17 protein-coding genes are annotated in these 15,780 nt (G+C 65.1%); 4 read left to right on the forward strand and 13 right to left on the reverse strand.

The annotated features are described in order from the left end of the window. The first annotated feature begins 16 nt into the window (after positions 1–16). On the forward strand, positions 17–1,789 hold the full coding sequence (locus QN413_RS05665; RefSeq protein WP_323495655.1) for an acyl-CoA dehydrogenase family protein: 1,773 nt from the start codon (positions 17–19) through the stop codon (positions 1,787–1,789). A 67-nt stretch (positions 1,790–1,856) separates the two neighbouring features. After that, complete coding sequence (locus QN413_RS05670; RefSeq protein WP_323495816.1) at positions 1,857–2,333, forward strand: MarR family winged helix-turn-helix transcriptional regulator; 477 nt, start codon at positions 1,857–1,859, stop codon at positions 2,331–2,333. Between the two features lie 36 nt (positions 2,334–2,369). Here the strand turns inward: QN413_RS05670 and QN413_RS05675 are convergent, their stop codons facing one another. The 5 genes from QN413_RS05675 to QN413_RS05695 form a co-directional block, all read right to left on the reverse strand. Then, positions 2,370–3,134, reverse strand: a complete 765-nt coding sequence (locus tag QN413_RS05675) for an SDR family NAD(P)-dependent oxidoreductase (RefSeq protein WP_323495656.1) — start codon at positions 3,132–3,134, stop codon at positions 2,370–2,372. 224 nt (positions 3,135–3,358) lie between these two features. Further along, positions 3,359–3,649 (reverse strand): hypothetical protein, encoded by a 291-nt coding sequence (locus QN413_RS05680; protein WP_323495657.1) that lies wholly within the window; start codon positions 3,647–3,649, stop codon positions 3,359–3,361. A gap of 188 nt (positions 3,650–3,837) precedes the next feature. Beyond that, complete coding sequence (gene pcaF, locus QN413_RS05685; RefSeq protein WP_323495658.1) at positions 3,838–5,046, reverse strand: 3-oxoadipyl-CoA thiolase; 1,209 nt, start codon at positions 5,044–5,046, stop codon at positions 3,838–3,840. A 24-nt stretch (positions 5,047–5,070) separates the two neighbouring features. Continuing rightward, positions 5,071–5,727, reverse strand: a complete 657-nt coding sequence (locus QN413_RS05690; RefSeq protein ID WP_323495659.1) for a 3-oxoacid CoA-transferase subunit B — start codon at positions 5,725–5,727, stop codon at positions 5,071–5,073. Positions 5,728–5,729: 2 nt separating this feature from the next. Next, positions 5,730–6,431, reverse strand: coding sequence for a 3-oxoacid CoA-transferase subunit A (locus QN413_RS05695; protein WP_323495660.1), 702 nt, complete (start codon positions 6,429–6,431; stop codon positions 5,730–5,732). A gap of 142 nt (positions 6,432–6,573) precedes the next feature. Here QN413_RS05695 and QN413_RS05700 point away from each other — a divergent pair, with 142 nt between their 5' ends. Continuing rightward, the gene (locus QN413_RS05700; RefSeq protein WP_323495661.1) at positions 6,574–7,359 is read left to right on the forward strand and encodes an IclR family transcriptional regulator domain-containing protein; all 786 of its coding nucleotides are present in this window, start codon (positions 6,574–6,576) and stop codon (positions 7,357–7,359) included. 28 nt (positions 7,360–7,387) lie between these two features. On the opposite strand, the gene QN413_RS05705 is transcribed toward QN413_RS05700, so the two are convergent. Beyond that, positions 7,388–8,476, reverse strand: a complete 1,089-nt coding sequence (locus QN413_RS05705) for a sugar phosphate isomerase/epimerase (RefSeq protein WP_323495662.1) — start codon at positions 8,474–8,476, stop codon at positions 7,388–7,390. A gap of 80 nt (positions 8,477–8,556) precedes the next feature. On the opposite strand from QN413_RS05705, the gene QN413_RS05710 reads away from it, so the two are divergent. Beyond that, entirely contained in the window at positions 8,557–8,991 is a 435-nt protein-coding gene (locus tag QN413_RS05710; RefSeq protein ID WP_323495663.1) for a DUF1841 family protein, read from the forward strand. A 12-nt stretch (positions 8,992–9,003) separates the two neighbouring features. Here QN413_RS05710 and QN413_RS05715 read toward each other — a convergent pair whose 3' ends face one another. From QN413_RS05715 to QN413_RS05745, 7 genes are all read right to left on the reverse strand, one after another. Continuing rightward, complete coding sequence (locus QN413_RS05715; RefSeq protein ID WP_323495664.1) at positions 9,004–9,765, reverse strand: SDR family NAD(P)-dependent oxidoreductase; 762 nt, start codon at positions 9,763–9,765, stop codon at positions 9,004–9,006. A gap of 23 nt (positions 9,766–9,788) precedes the next feature. Next, positions 9,789–10,781 (reverse strand): acetamidase/formamidase family protein, encoded by a 993-nt coding sequence (locus tag QN413_RS05720; RefSeq protein WP_323495665.1) that lies wholly within the window; start codon positions 10,779–10,781, stop codon positions 9,789–9,791. A gap of 185 nt (positions 10,782–10,966) precedes the next feature. Continuing rightward, positions 10,967–12,364 carry an amidase gene (locus QN413_RS05725; RefSeq protein WP_323495666.1) on the reverse strand — a complete coding sequence of 466 codons (1,398 nt, stop codon included), beginning with the start codon at positions 12,362–12,364 and terminating at the stop codon, positions 10,967–10,969. Then, a complete protein-coding gene (locus tag QN413_RS05730) occupies positions 12,361–13,065 on the reverse strand; it encodes an ABC transporter ATP-binding protein (RefSeq protein WP_323495667.1) in 705 nt (234 codons plus the stop codon). The genes QN413_RS05725 and QN413_RS05730 overlap by 4 nt, the downstream gene beginning before the upstream one ends. A 14-nt stretch (positions 13,066–13,079) precedes the next feature. After that, on the reverse strand, positions 13,080–13,796 hold the full coding sequence (locus tag QN413_RS05735) for an ATP-binding cassette domain-containing protein (protein WP_323495668.1): 717 nt from the start codon (positions 13,794–13,796) through the stop codon (positions 13,080–13,082). Further along, complete coding sequence (locus QN413_RS05740; protein ID WP_323495669.1) at positions 13,793–14,893, reverse strand: branched-chain amino acid ABC transporter permease; 1,101 nt, start codon at positions 14,891–14,893, stop codon at positions 13,793–13,795. Before QN413_RS05740 ends, QN413_RS05735 begins: the two co-directional genes overlap by 4 nt. Beyond that, on the reverse strand, positions 14,890–15,756 hold the full coding sequence (locus QN413_RS05745; RefSeq protein WP_323495670.1) for a branched-chain amino acid ABC transporter permease: 867 nt from the start codon (positions 15,754–15,756) through the stop codon (positions 14,890–14,892). The genes QN413_RS05740 and QN413_RS05745 overlap by 4 nt, the downstream gene beginning before the upstream one ends. Positions 15,757–15,780: the final 24 nt, after the last annotated feature.

Here is a 15,780-nt window from a genome sequence, read left to right on the forward strand (position 1 = left end):
GCGCAAGCGCGATCACATGAACTACCAACCCAACCCCGAAGACGTCCGCTTCGTCCTGCACGCCGTGCTCGACGCGACGCCGCAACTCCGTGCCCTTGCACCATTCGCCGAGATCGACGAAGACCTGCAGATTCAGGTACTCGACGAAGCCGCGAAGTTCGTCGCCGAAGTCGTTGCGCCGGTGAACCGTGCGGGCGATGAAATCGGCTGCCGCCTGGTCGATGGCGAAGTCATCACGCCGCCTGGTTTTCGTGAGGCCTACGCAGGCTTTCAGCAAGGCGGATGGCCTGCCCTGTCGGCTGAAACCGAAGACGGCGGACAAGGCTTGCCGGGCGTGCTGGAAGCGATCGTGTTCGAGTGGTTGAGCGGTGCCAACCACGGCCTGACGATGGCGCCGGGCTTGCTGCACGGTGCCTATGAATGCCTGAAGCACCATGCCAGCGCTGAACTGAAGCAACGCTATCTGACGAAGATCGCGACCGGCGAGTGGCTCGCCACGATGTGCCTGACCGAAGCGCATGCCGGCAGCGACCTGGGCCAGGTGCGCACGCGCGCCGAGCCGCAACTCGACGGCAGCTATCGCGTCAGCGGCGCCAAGATTTTCATCTCCGGCGGCGAGCACGACCTGACGACCAACATCGTTCACCTGGTGTTGTGCCGGCTGCCGGATGCACCCGCAGGGCCCAAAGGGTTGTCTCTGGTCCTGATCCCGAAGGTGTTGCCCGACGGCCGACGCAACGCGGTGCAGTGCGACCGCATCGAAGAGAAGATGGGCCTGCATGGCAGCTCGACGTGCAGCATGCGTTTCGACGGCGCGGAAGGCTGGCTGATCGGCGAGCAGAACCGCGGTTTGGCCGCCATGTTCGTCATGATGAATTCGGCCCGGCTGCACTGCGCGATGCAGGGCATCGGCCTGCTCGACGCCGCCTGGCAAAAGGCCGATGCGTATGCCAGCGAGCGGCGACAGATGCGCGCGCCGGTGCAAGCGAACGTCGCAGCGCCAGCATCGCGCGGCGCTGAATCGGCTGACCTTATCGCCGAGCACCCAGCGATGCGCCGCATCCTCAATACGCAACGCGCCTGGATCGACGGCGCCCGCGCCATCGCCTACCGCACCGCCATTCAACTCGACGTTGCAAAGCACGCGTCGGACGTCAAGACGCGCGACCGCGCGCAGCGCTGGTGCGCCCTCGTCACGCCGGTGATGAAAGCCGCCTGTACACAGCAAGCCTTCAGCGGCGCGAGCGAATGCCTGCAGGTCTTTGGCGGCCATGGCTACGTGCGCGAGTGGGGCATCGAACAGGTGGTGCGCGATGCGCGCGTGACCATGATCTACGAAGGCACCAACGAGATCCAGGCGATCGATCTGCTGGTGCGCAAAGTGCTGGTCGACGGCGGCACCGGCATGTCGGGCGTGCTGATCGAGATGCGTGACCAGCTCGAGGCCTCGCGCGAAACCGATGCCAACGTGCAGCGGCGTCTCGCCCAGTTGCGCTATCTCACCACCACGCTGGCAATGGCCGCCCACATCGATCCGGTCCTGCCTTACGAGGTGGCCGACGACTACCTACGGGTCGTCATGATCGTGATGCTTGCATGGGCCTGGGCGCGCATCGACGTGGCGGCGGCGGTGGCCAATGTCGAGTCGAGCCGCTGGTCGCGACCTGCAGCGGCATTCCGGCGCTGGGTACTGCCCGAATTCGACATGCGGCTCGGCATCGTCAAGCGCGCGTGCGACGTGGTGATCGCGGCGCAGGCCGAGCGGACGACCGCTCCGACGACCGCGTGACGCAGGCAGATCGCGGCGCTACGCTCGGCACATGACCACCGCCCGAAAAAAATCAGCAGCGGTCGCTATGTCGCAAGCCGAGCATCCCGCCGCCGCCGCGTCGCGCCACGACCGCACCGATCGCCTCGACAGCCGGGTGCTCGAAGAACTGGTCGGCTACAACACGCGGCGCGCCTGGTCGATGATCAGCGCGGTGTTCTCCGAGCGCATGGCGCCGTACGGACTGAAGCAAGTCGATTTTTCAGTGCTGTCGCTGCTGGGGCACAACCCCGGCGCGACTTCACGCCAGCTCTGCAGCACGCTCGACATCCTGCCGCCGAACCTGGTGAGCCTGGTGGCGACGATGGACAGCCGCGGGCTGATCGAGCGGCGCCCGCATCCGCGCGATGGCCGTGCGGTCGGCCTCTACCTGACTCCCGCTGGCGAGAAGCTGGTGCACGAAGCCGAGCAGGCCGTGGTGCAGCTCGAACTGGAGGCCAGCGCCCGGCTCACCCCGCGTGAGCGGGACACGCTCATCAAGCTGCTGCAGAAAATCTATCTGTAGGCTGAAGCGGGCGCCGGCGCCGATCTCGGCCGCGTCTCAGGCCGGGTCGCGCACGTCGGCCACCGGCTTGCTGCCGAAATCCGGCCGTTCGAGGTAAGCCAGCACCTTCGTGGCGGCCGCATCGGGCGAGTCGAGCAGCCCTTTCTCCTGCAGATCGACGAAGCGACCACGGTCTGCGAAGAGGGCAGGATCGGTGGCGCGCATCTGCACCTGCATGTCGGTGTCGATCACGCCCGGTGCCAGCGACACGATGCGTGCGCCGTTCGGCGCTGCGGCTTCTTCGAGCGCCACGGCGCGCGTGAAGTGGTCCATGCCGGCCTTGGCGGCGCAGTACGAGGCCTGGCTCGCCATCGCGTTGCGCCCGAGGCCCGACGATATGTTCAGCACCTTGCGCACGCTGCGCCAGTCTTTGGTCGCATGCAAGAAAACAGAGGTCAGCAGCAACGGTGCCTCGAGGCCGACGCGCATGGCTTGCGCAAGCACCGCCACGTCGGCCGTGGCCAGCGGACGCGGATCGCCGATGGTGCCTGCGTTGTTGATGAGCGTCACCTCGTCGAACGCCTGCCCGTCTTGCAGCGCGAGCCACGCCGCCACGCGTTCGGCCGCAGCCACCGGGTCGGCCAGGTCTTGCTCCCATTGCTCGAGACCGGTGCCGCGTGAGCTCGCCTGCTCCGCGAGTGAGGGATCGCTGCGGCGCGAAATGCACAGCAGCTTGTTGCCCGGCTGCAGCAGGCGGCCGGCCATGGCGCGACCCATGCCGCGCGAGGCACCGGTAAGAATGATGAGACGTGATGTGGTCATGGGGTGAGCTCCGGGTCGGCGGTGCATGAAAAAGGAAAGCCGCCATCATGCACAAGCCACCGGCGCGCGTTACAGCGGCGAGCTGATCGGCAATCCGCCGCTCGGCTATGCGTCGCTCAGGCTGGGTGCATTGGGTGCGGCTTCAGGGTCCGACAGTGCCACGGACGGCACCGGTCCACAGCTCTCGGCGATCGTGCGGCTGCGGACTTCGTTAGTGGCTTTTTTCAGCGCGAGGCCGGTCCGGTCCATCCGCTTCGGCGCCCCGGGCTGCCGGCCGCTTCGAACTGGCGCGCGTTAGTGTCTATCGAGTCATCGAGCCTGCCCAGCAGCGTCACCGTTTCCTGAACCCGGTTCGCCATCTCGTCACCCAATTGCTTGGGCGACCGGCTGACCACTATGACGATCAAAATTCCGGCGCCGACGACAGAGAAAAGCCCTGCGAAAAACTCCGCTTGTGTAAACAGTTCCATGGTCATTTCTCCGTTGCTGACGCCGATGAGCAATTTGTCGAACAACGAGTCTCACATGTGACGCGCGGAGTTCCTATTCGCCTTTTGGCTAACTCGCCCGTATGCTTTTCGGCGCAGCCCGTCCGCATTAAAACTAAAGGCCTCAAACCTCGGCGTGAAGAACACGATATGGTCCTTTCACGCCGCACAAAGCGCGAGGGATAACACCGAGAAACAAAAACAACACGAAAAGGTCAGACGCGCTCGAGGATGACCGCGATGCCCTGACCGACGCCGATGCACATCGTGCACAGCGCATAGCGGCCGCCACCCTTGTGCAACTGGTTCACCGCAGTCGTTGCAAGCCGCGCGCCGCTGGCGCCCAACGGATGGCCCAAAGCAATGGCACCCCCGTTGATGTTGACGCGTGCGTCGTCGTCCTTCAAGCCGAGCAGCCGCAGCACCGCGAGGCCCTGCGCCGCAAAGGCTTCGTTGAGCTCGATCACGTCCATCTGGTCGATCGTCAAGCCAGTGAGCGCCAACACTTTTTGCGTGGCAGGTGCCGGGCCGATGCCCATCACGCGGGGTGGCACACCGGCCGTCGCCATGCCGACGACACGCGCACGGGGTATCAGACCGTTCTTGGCCGCCATCGACTCGCTCGCCAGCAGCAGAGCGCATGCGCCGTCGTTCACACCGCTGGCGTTACCTGCCGTGACGGTGCCATCGGGACGCACCACGCCCTTGAGCTTGGCAAGTGCTTCCATCGTCGTGTCGCGCGGATGTTCGTCCTTGCTCACAACGATGGCCTCTCCCTTTTTCTGCGGCACGGTGACAGACACGATCTCGCTGTCGAAGAAGCCCGACTTCTGCGAAGCGACAGCCCGCTGCTGCGATGCGAGCGCCATGCGGTCTTGCGCTTCACGCTCGATCTTGTAGTCGGTCGCAACGTTCTCGGCGGTCTCGGGCATGGAGTCCACGCCATAGAGCTCTTTCATTTTCTTGTTGATAAAGCGCCAGCCGATTGTCGTGTCGTACACCGCGTTGGCGCGACCGAAAGCGCTCTCGGCCTTGGGCATCACGAACGGTGCGCGGCTCATGCTCTCGACGCCACCGGCGATCATCAACCCCGCCTCGCCGGCCTTGATGGCACGCGCTGCGGAGCCGACTGCGTCGAGCCCCGAACCGCAGAGCCGGTTGATCGTGGCGCCGCCGAGTTCGAGCGGCAGTCCGGCCAGCAACGACGACATGCGCGCCACGTTGCGGTTGTCTTCGCCGGCCTGGTTGGCGCAGCCGTAGAGCACGTCGCCGACGGCTTGCCAGTCGACTTGCTTGTTGCGCTCCATCAAGGCGCGCAGCGGCACGGCGCCAAGGTCGTCGGTGCGAACGCTGCTGAGAGCACCGCCGTAGCGGCCGAAGGGCGTGCGGATGGCGTCGCAAATAAAGGCTTCGTTCTTGCTCATGGTCTTGTCTCTTTCAGGTAGTTGTCAGGCGGCGATCGGAAGGCCGACCAGCTTCTCTAATTCGTCGTGGGAGAGGCCTTCGACCTTGTCGATCAGCCTCAGCCCATCGGGCGTGCATTCCAGCGTAGCCAGGTCGGAATACACGCGCTTCACGCAACCGATGCCGGTCAGCGGGTAGGTGCATTCCTTCACCAGCTTGCTCGCGCCTTGCTTGGTCAGGAGATCCATCATCACCCAGGTCTGCTTGGCGCCGATGGCGAGGTCCATCGCACCGCCGACGGCCGGGATCGCGTCTTTTTCGCCGGTGTGCCAATTGGCCAGGTCGCCGGTGGCCGACACCTGGAAAGCCCCGAGCACGCAGATGTCGAGATGGCCGCCGCGCATCATCGCGAAGCTGTCGGCGTGGTGGAAGAAAGAGCCGCCGGGCAGCAGCGTGACGGGCTGCTTGCCGGCGTTGATGAGGTCGTAGTCTTCTTCACCGGCCGCGGGCGCGGGGCCCATGCCGAGGATGCCGTTCTCGCTTTGCAGGATGACTTCGCGGCCCGCAGGCAAATGATTGGCGACGAGCGTCGGCTGGCCGATGCCGAGGTTGACGACGGCGCCGTCGAAGATGTCTTGTGCAACGCGGGCAGCGAGCTGGTCTTTGGTGCGACGTTGGTAGGTTGCGGTTGTGGTGGTCATGATCATGCTGCCTTCTTGAAGCCACCGGCCTGCGTGGCGACACGCTCGATCTGGACGACCTGGTGAACGAAGATGCCCGGCGTGACGATGGTCTCCGGGTCGAGCGTGCCGAGTTCGGCGATCTCGTGCACGGTGGCGATTGTCTTTTTCGCGGCCATGGCCATCACCGGGCCGAAGTTGCGCGCGGCCTTGCGATAGACCAGGTTGCCCCAGCGGTCGCCGCGCTCGGCCTTGATGAGCGCGACGTCGCCTTGAATCGGGTACTCGAGCACGTACTGAACGCCATCGATGACGCGCGTTTCGCGGTCGCCCGACAACTGCGTTCCGTAGCCGGTTGGGCAAAAGAATGCGCCGATGCCAGCACCTGCTGCGCGAATGCGCTCGGCAAGATTGCCTTGCGGTACCAGTTCGAGCTCCAGCTTGCCGGTGCGGTACAGGCCATCGAACACCTGGCTGTCGGCCTGGCGCGGAAAGCTGCAGATGATCTTGCGCACGCGGCCCGCCTTGAGCAGCGCAGCAAGTCCCGCCTCGCCGTTGCCGGCGTTGTTGTTGACGATGGTCAGGTCCGTTGCGCCTTGCGCGATCAGGCCGTCGATCAGTTCGTTGGGAATGCCGGCGGTGCCGAAGCCGCCGATGAGAACGGTCGAGCCGTCCTGGATGCCGGCCATCGCTTCAGCGATGGAGCGGGCGATCTTGTTGATCATGGAATTTGTCTCCTGTGGGTTAGGGAACAGTGAGGGAACTTACCGAGAAATCCGTCTGCGTGTTCGCTCATTGTTCGACTGCCAACTTGTTCGCATATAGAACAATTGTTCTTATAATGAATTTTAGGAGATCCACTGCGCCATGGCAACCACCGCGAAACAAACCGACACGCCCCGCCCTGGCGATACCTATGTGCAGTCGTTCGCGCGCGGCCTCGAGGTCATTCGGTCGTTCAACGCCAGCGCACCGCGGCAAACACTCAGCGAGGTCGCCGCGGCCAGCGGGCTCACGCGAGCCGGCGCACGACGCATCCTGCTCACGCTGCAGACTTTGGGCTATGTCGAGAGCGACGGCAAGCTCTTCGCGCTGACGCCGCGCATCCTCGACCTCGGCTTTGCCTACCTGTCGTCGATGCCGATCTGGAACCGCGCCGAGCCGGTGATGGAGGCGTTGGTGCAGCAGGTGCACGAGTCGTGCTCGGCCGCCGTGCTCGACGCCACCGACATCGTCTACGTGATGCGCGTGGCCACGCAAAAGATCATGAGCATCAGCCTGGGCGTCGGCTCACGGCTGCCAGCCTGGTGCACGTCGATGGGCCGGCTTCTGCTGTCCGACCTGGACGATGCCAAAGTGCTCGCGCGGCTCGAAGCCGCACCGCCGGAAGCGCTGACCAAGCACACCGTGACCGATGTCGACGCACTGCTCGCCAAGGTGGTTCAGGCCCGCAAGCAACGCTGGTGCCTGGTCAATCAGGAACTCGAAGAAGGGCTCATCTCGATCGCCGCGCCCATCGTGAATCGCTCTGGCCGCATGGTCGCCGCGCTCAACATCAGCGGGCAGGCCAATCGCACCAGCGCCAAGGTGATGCAGGACACGATGCTGCCGGCGCTGCTTGCCTCGGCGCAGCAGATTTCGCGTTTGCTCTGAGCAGCTTCTATCGCAGCACCGCGCTCTATCAGCCGAGGCCGAGCATCCGCCGATTCATCGCGGCACCTGCGCCATCGCCACCGCCACCGCTTGACTTGTCACTTGCATCGCCAGCCGCGAAGTCATCGAAGGCTCGGTCCGCCACCCGAATGATGTGCTCGGCGATGAACGTCGCGCCCTCGCGCGCGCCGTCTTCAGGGTGCTTGATGCAGCACTCCCACTCCAGCACGGCCCAGCCCGGAAAGTCGTATTGCGCCATCTTCGAGAAGATCGCCTTGAAGTCGACCTGCCCGTCACCCAGCGAACGGAAGCGCCCTGCCCGGTTGATCCAGCTCTGAAAGCCGCCGTACACGCCCTGCTTGCCGGTCGGGTTGAACTCGGCGTCTTTCACATGAAAGATCTTGATGCGCTCGTGGTAGTGGTCGATGTAGGCCAGGTAGTCGAGCTGCTGCAGCACGAAGTGGCTCGGGTCGTAGAGCAAGCAGGCGCGCGGATGGTTGCCGACGCGCTCTAAAAACATCTCGTAGGTCACGCCGTCGTGCAGGTCTTCGCCCGGATGAATCTCGTAGCAGACGTCGACACCGGCATCGTCGAAGCGGTCGAGGATGGGCTTCCAGCGCCGTGCGAGTTCATCGAACGCGGTCTCGATGAGTCCCGGTGGGCGCGGCGGCCATGAGTACAGGTACGGCCAGGCGAGCGCGCCCGAAAAGGTCGCATGCGCGGTCAATCCCAGGTTCTGCGAGGCCTGCGCCGCGTACATCAGTTGCTGCACCGCCCACTGCTGGCGCGCCGCCGGATTGCCGCGCACTTCGGGCGCTGCGAAGGCATCGAAAGGCTCGTCGTACGCCGGATGCACCGCGACCAACTGGCCTTGCAGATGCGTCGACAGCTCGGTGATCTCGACGCCGTGACGCGCCAGCTTGCCTTTGAGTTCATCGCAATAGGTCTTGCTTTCAGCAGCGATCCTGAGGTCGATGAGCCGTGGATCGCACGGAATCTGAACGCCCTTGTAACCCAGCCCGGCAGCCCAGGCGCCGAGCGATTCGAGCGTGTCGAACGGCGCGGCATCGCCGAGAAACTGGGCCAGAAAAATGGCGGGGCCTTTGATGGTTCTCATGGTGTTTGTCTCATGGCTCTTGTCTCCTTGCAAAACCGCAAACGGGTCGCGGAATGGTAGGCAATGCTAGCCTCGACGTCATGTTCAATCCCTCTCAGGAAGAAGTTCGCCGCTTCTTCTGCGACGTCTACGCCAAGCAACGCCGGGGCTTGCCGATGGAGCCGCTCGAAACCATCGCCGCCGGCTGGATCGACGCGCACCCTGAATATGCTGACGACCTCGCCGATGCCGACGCGGCCGTGGCGCGCATCTACGACGGCGCGAACGGACGCGAAAACCCTTTCCTGCATCTGTCGATGCACCTGTCGATCAGCGAGCAATGTTCCATCGACCAGCCGCGCGGCATCCGGCAGGCGGTCGAGTTGCTGGCGGCAAGGCGCGACTCGTTGCTCGACGCGCACCACGAGGCGATGGAGTGCCTCGGTCAGATGATGTGGGAGAGTCAGCGCGCTGGCCGGCCGCCCGATGGCGATGCGTATATCGCCTGCGTGCAGCGCCGCGCCACGCGAGATTGACGGGCGTCGCGCCTAAAGCTGAACGCCGCGCGTGAGCGCGCCGTCGACCACCAGGTTGGTACCGGTGATGAAACTCGCCGCCGGGCTCGCGAGAAACGCTGCAGCGTTGGCCATTTCCTGTGGCGTGCCCATGCGTCCGGTCGGGTTGAGTGCCAGCGCCTGCGCGTAGAGCGTGGGGTTGCCCTGCTCGATCTGGTCCCACACGCCGCCTTTGAAGTAGGTGTTGCCAGGCGATACCGAGTTAGCGCGGATGCGCTTGGCCGCCAGTTGATGCGCCAGGCCCTGCGTGTAGTGCACGATCGCGGCCTTGAAGGCGCCATAGGGTCCGGCGGCGAAGTCGATCTCGCGGCCCGAGACGCTCGATATGGTGACGATGGCCGCGTGCGCGCTGCGCTCCAGTCGCGGCATTGCGGCGTCCACCAGCCGCACCGTGCCCATCATGTCGACCTCGAAGCCGCGCTGCCAGCCGGCCTCGTCGTTCGCAATGGCGAGGGCGCTCACGTTCGCGACCACGATGTCGATGCCGCCCAGCGCGTCGCCCGCCGCCAGTACCCAATCCTTGAGCGCGGGCCCGTCGCCGACGTCCACCGCATGGCCGAACACCTTGACGCCGTAGGCCGACAGTTCTGCGACGGTCTGCGCCACCTCGTCGGCGTTGCGAGCACAGATGCCCACGTTCGTGCCCTCTGCCGCGAAGGTCTGCGCAATGGCGCGGCCGATGCCTTTGGTGCCACCGGTGACCAGCGCGTTGAGTCCCTTGAGTCCGAGGTCCATGTGAATTCCTTTGGTTGTGGGCTTCAGCCCGGGGCGAGATAGGTCTTGGAAATGCCGGCGCCGACCGTGTACTTGGGGTCCACGAAATTGCCGAGTCGCACCTGGCCGCATTGGCTCAGCATCATGTAGGCGTCCCAGCGGTCGTATCCGTACTCCGCTTCCATCCACAGCACCAGCTCGCGATACGCGATGCGGGTGGCGTCTTCGAGCGGACGTGCGCTGCCGATGGCCATGATCACGCGTTCGTTCTCGAGCCGTGGCCAGTCGAGCCGCCAGCCCTTGATGAGATCGACCTGGATGGTGGTGGTGCTGGGGTACTCGACGGCAGTGCCGCAGACCTCGCCGTCGCCCTGGCAGGCATGCGCGTCGCCGATGAAGAGCCGCGCACCCGGGCTCTGCACCGGCAGGTAAGTGATGCTGCCCGGCCCCATGTCGGGCAGGTCCATGTTGCCGCCGTGCTGGTCGGGCGTGAGCGTATTGATGGAATCGATTTCGGGCGAGCAACTCAGCGTGCCGATGTGCGGCCGGTATGGCAGCGTGACGCGCTTGCTCCAGTAGACGCCCTGCTCGTCGAGGTCGATCTTGCGGACGATCTCGGGCAGCGGATCGGTCAGCAGCGCGGTGAACGCCGTGCCGCTGAGCGCACCGAAGTGCGGGATCATTGCGCAGGTGCCACGTGGATTGGGACCACGCGGTGCCATCGACTCGATGTACACCGCGACCACGTCGCCCTTCTCTGCGCCCTCGACCATGATCGGGCCGTTCTGCGGGTTCACGAAGGGCATGGTGAGCACGCGCGAAGGCAGGTCCTGCTCGGTCTTGATCGCACCCTCGAAGGCATCGCGCGTCTCGACCACGACACGGTCTCCGGGCCGAACGTGCAGCACCGGGTCGGAGTACGGACCGATGGTGTAGTGGTACTTGCCCTGCTTCGCTTCGGTCAGCTGGTGAAGGTCGGGCGCGCGGCCCTGCGCCACGCCGCGCGTTCGCATGATGGAGGTGTCGAGCCAGGTCATCGGTGTGCTTCTTTCAGGATGAATTCGGTCGCGCTGCGACTCTATGCTCCGGCCGCGGCACCGGCTTTCGGTATGGTGCGAAAAGCCCTGTCGACTCCCGTGTTGCGAAGTGCATTGCGCTCGGCCTCGAGCAGCCGCACCTTGCGCGTCGGGTCGGCCGACGGTCGGCTCGCCAGCACGGACGCTTAGAGTGCCGGGTGTCGCTGGTGCCAGTCGGTCGCCTGCTGGAAAGCCCAGCCGGCACGCACCAGCAACTCTTCCTCGAAATGGCGCGAAACGAACTGGAAAGCGACCGGCGTGCCGGCATCGGTGAAGCCACCGGGCAGCGTGATGGTCGGGCTGCCGCTGGTGTCGAGCGGGCAGGTGTAGCGCAGCATCGCCGACATCATCTCGGCGTCGGTGCCGAAGGTCAGCATGCGTTCGAGCGTGGGCGACGCCACGCCTTGCGAGGGCATGAGTAGCAGGTCGATGCCATCGAACATCGCGCGCACCTTGCCGGTGAAGGCCAGGCGGTTGAGCACGATCTTCTGGTAGTCCATGCCGGTCTGCGCGTGGCCCAGGTCGAGCAGGCCGGCGAGTGCCGGGCCGTACATCTCCTTGCGCGCCGGATAGGTCGACTCGTGCACCACCGCGGCTTCGATGCCGCAGAGCGGGAACCAGTCGACGATGACCTGAGCCGGATCGGGAAACGTGACCTCGCGCACCTCGGCGCCGAGCTCGCGCACGGCAGCCAGCGCGCCGGCCATCACCTTGGCGGTGGCGGCATCGACGCCCTCCTCGTTCCAGCGCGAATCGATGCCCACGCGCAAGCCACGCAGGCCGCGCTTCATGCCGGCGAGGTAGTTGGGCACGGCCGCCAGGCTGGCGGTCGGGTCTTTCGGATCGGCCCCGGCGATGGCCCCGAGCATCGCGCCCGCATCGGCTGCGCTGCGAGTCATCGGACCGATGTGGTCAAGCGTGGCGGCGAGCTCGAACGCGCCGTAGCGGCTGACACGGCCCCAGGTCGGCTTGAGGCCGGTGAGCCCGTTGGCGGACGAGGGGAAGCGGATCGATCCACCCGTGTCGGTGCCGAGCGAACCGTAGCAAAGCCCGGCGGCGGTGGCCACGCCCGAGCCACTCGACGAGGCGCCCGACCAGTGCGCTGCGTTCCATGGATTGACCGGTGGCGTGACGGTCGGATGATGGTCGGCGTAAGCGCTCTCCGTGAGCTGCAGCTTGCCGAGAATGACGGCGCCCGCTTCGCGAAGCTTGCGTACCGCCGTGCCGTCTTCGGTCGGCACGAAGTCCTTGTAGAGCGTCATGCCGGCGGCCGTGGCCACGCCTTCGGTCCAGCACAAGTCCTTGACCGCCACCGGCACGCCGTGCAGCGGCCCGCGAATCTCGCCCTTGGCAATCTCGGCCTCGGCCTTGCGCGCGTCGGCCATCGCCTGCTCGGCCATCACGGTCACGTAGCTCTTGAGCGCGCCGTCGACTTTGCCGATGCGGTCGAGTTGTGCCTGCGTCACCTCGACTGGCGAGAGTTCCTTCTTTTGAATGCGCTGGCCGATATCGACCAGCTCCAGGTAATGCAAATCGTTGGTCATCCGTGGACTCCTGTGTATTGACTCATGATTTCGAAATCGCCCAAGTGCTCGCGCGGGATCTCCTCGCCGATCTGGCCGCGCTTGATAACGAGCACGCGTTGCGACACTGCGGCGATGAATTCGAGGTTCTGCTCGACCAGCACGATCGTCAGTTTCATGCGGTCGCGCAGCGACGCCAATGTCTCGGCGATCTCTTCGATGATCGAAGGCTGGATGCCTTCGGTCGGCTCATCGAGCAGCAGCAGCGTGGGCTTGCCAGCCAGCGCGCGCGCCAACGCGAGCAACTGCTGCTCTCCACCGGAAAGCGAGCCGCCGGGCCGATCGAGCAGCGGTTTAAGCCTTGGAAAGTCCTGCAGCAATGCCTCGATCGTGTCGAGCGAGCGCTCGCCGGTCTTGACCAGGCCCATGCGCAGGTTGTCCATTGCGCTCAGCGTCGGAAATATCTCCCGCCCCTGCGGCACGTAGGCCATGCCGAGCTTGGCCCGCGCGTGCGGTGCGTAGCGCGTGACGTCGGTGTCGTTGAAGCGGACCGTGCCGGCCGTGGCGCGCAGTGCGCCGATCAGCGTGCGCAGCATGGTCGTCTTGCCCATGCCGTTGTGACCGAGGATGCCGACCGATTCACCCGCTGCGATGCGCAGCGAGATGTCGTGCAGCACGGGAATAGCGCCGTAGCCGGCGTGCAGACCAGAGACTTCCAGCATTGCGTCGCTCCGGTTCAGTGCGGCTTCTTGCCGAGATAGATCTGCTGGATCAGCGGGTCGCTCATGATGCGGTCCGGCGTGTCTTCCATGATCACTGCGCCCTGGTGCAGCACCGTCACCTTGCGCGCGATCATGCGGATGAAATTCATGTCGTGTTCCACCACCACCAGCGCGTGCTGGCGGTTGATCTCGAGGATGAGTTCGGCCGTGCGCGCCACCTCGGCGTCGCTCATGCCGGCGGCGGGCTCGTCGAGCAGGATCAGCGGCGGATCGGCCGCGATCACCACGCCGATCTCGACCCACTGTCGCATGCCGTGCGCCAGCAACCCAGCCTGCACGTTGCGGTACGCGGCCATGCCGACGCGCTCCAACGTTTCGCCGGTGATGCGATTGGCCTGCGCGGTGCTGTTGAGCCGGCGCGCCGACAGCCACACGTTCTCCCACACGCTGAGTCCGTTGAAGAGGCTCGGCACCTGCGTCTTGATGCCGATGCCGAGCCGCCCCGGCTCGTGCGGCTGCATGTTGGAGATGTCCTTGCCGCGGAAAAGGATCTGCCCGGAGGTCGGCTTGACCTGGCCGGTCAGCAGCTTAAAGAAGGTGCTCTTGCCGGCGCCGTTGGGACCGATCACGCAGCGCAGCTCGTTCTCGGCCAACGAAAAGTTGACGTCGCGCGTGGCATGCACGCCGCCGAAGCGCACGTTGAGACCGCGGGTTTCGATCAGCGGCGTCATGGCGTCTGCTCCGAAGGCGTCAGCGTGAGGGTCGGCTCGGCCGTCATGACTGCGACCGCAGCCGATGAAGCGGGCTTCTGCGCAGCGGTGACTGCAGGCCGCCGCGTGCGACGCCACGCGGACTCGAGCAACTGGCCGATGCTCGGCACGATGCCCTTGGGCACCAGCAGCACGAACACCACCAGGATGCCGCCCAGCACCAGGTTCGAGTTGAAGACCTGCTGCGTGCCGATCTGCGAGGTGAGCCACTGGATCGCGACCGCGCCGACTACCGGGCCCACCAATGTTCCCAGCCCACCGACGATGACCCAAATGATGATCTGCGCCGATTGCGCGAGCCCGAAAATCGTGGGGCTGGTGAACGCTCCCCAGTTGGCGAACAGGCAGCCGGCCAGGCCCGCGATGGCGCCGCCGAGCGTGAAGCTGAAGAGCTTGTAGGCCCGTGCGTCGTAGCCCAGCAGCAGCACGCGTTGTTCGTTCTCCTTGGCCGCGACGATGACGCGCCCAATCTTGGAAGCGATCAGCACACGCAACAAGAGATAAACCATCAGCAGGCAGGTGAAGGTGACGTAGAACAGGTCTTTGGGCGTCAGCACGTTGTCTTGCTGTCCGGGCCAATTGAGCGTTGGAATCGCAGGAATGCCGTTGAAACCGCCGAGCGGGGCGCTGCCGATTCGCCACTCCGGACCGGCCGTCGAGTTGATCAGGTTGAACAGGATCAGCGTGACGGTGAGCGTGATCACGCCCATGTACACGTCCGACAGCCGACCGTAGAAGATCACGTAGCCGAGCAGCGTGGCGAACAGCGCCGGCACGACGATGGCAAGCAAGAAGGGCACGGTGCTATCGCCCATGTTCACCACCGCGATGGCATAGGTGTAGGAGCCGAGCCCGAAGAACGCCGCCTGCCCAAAGCACAGGATGCCGCCGAAGCCCCAGATGAAGGCCAGGCTCACCGACAAGATGGCCATCACCGCATAGATCGTGACTTCGATCAGCGTGTAGTCGTCCATCATGCCGGGCAACCCGAACATCAGCGCGATACCGATCGCGAGGCACAACGCGGCACTCCCCCAGGAGTTGGCGAAACGGTTCACAAAGAGCCTTTGAAGAAGCGGCCGGTGATGCCTTGCGGCAGCAGCCGCAGCATGACGATGGCGGCCAGCAGCAGCGCCACCTCGCCCAGCACCGGCGTGGTGACAAAGGTGGCGAGTTGGTTGATGGCGCCGAACAGCGTCGACGCGCCGAGCAGGCCGGCGAGGATCGCCGGTCCGCCGCCGATCACGGTGATGAAGGCTTTGGCCACGAAGGCGGCGCCCATCGTCGGAACCACACCGGTCAATGGCGCGAGCAGTCCGCCGGCCAGCCCTGACAGCGCCGCGCCGACCGCGAAAGTGACGGAGTAGACACGGCTCGGACTGATGCCGAGTGCGTTGGCCATATCGGGTTTCTGCATGGTGCCGCGTGCGATCAGGCCGAACTGCGTGCGCGTCAGCACGAAGCGGATGGCGAGCGACAGCACGACGGCCACCGCGATGATCACCAGCGTGTAGCCACTGACCGAATACGCACCGATCGAAAAGCTGCCCAGCGGCGCCGAGACGCCAGCCGTGGTGTTGCCCGCCACCGATGTGACGATGCCCACCAGCAGCAGCGACAGACCCCAGGTCGCCAACATGGTGTCGACCATGCGGCCATAGAGGCGGCGAATGACCAGCCGCTCCAACACCACACCGACGATGCCGACCGCGATCGGCGCGACGATGAATATCGCGACCCAGAGGTTGATGCCCACCTTGAGCGCGGCGATCACGGCATACGCACCGAGCATCATGAACTCGCCATGTGCGAGATTGATGACCTTCATCATTCCAAAGATGACAGCCAGACCGGCCGAGATGATGACCAGGCTCGCCACCGCGTAGAGCACCTGGATGAAAACGATGAGTGCGAGATCCATGTCGGCGCGCGTCCCTTATCTCTT

Source organism: Variovorax sp. LG9.2 (assembly GCF_035018885.1).
Classification (GTDB): Bacteria; Pseudomonadota; Gammaproteobacteria; order Burkholderiales; family Burkholderiaceae_C; genus Variovorax.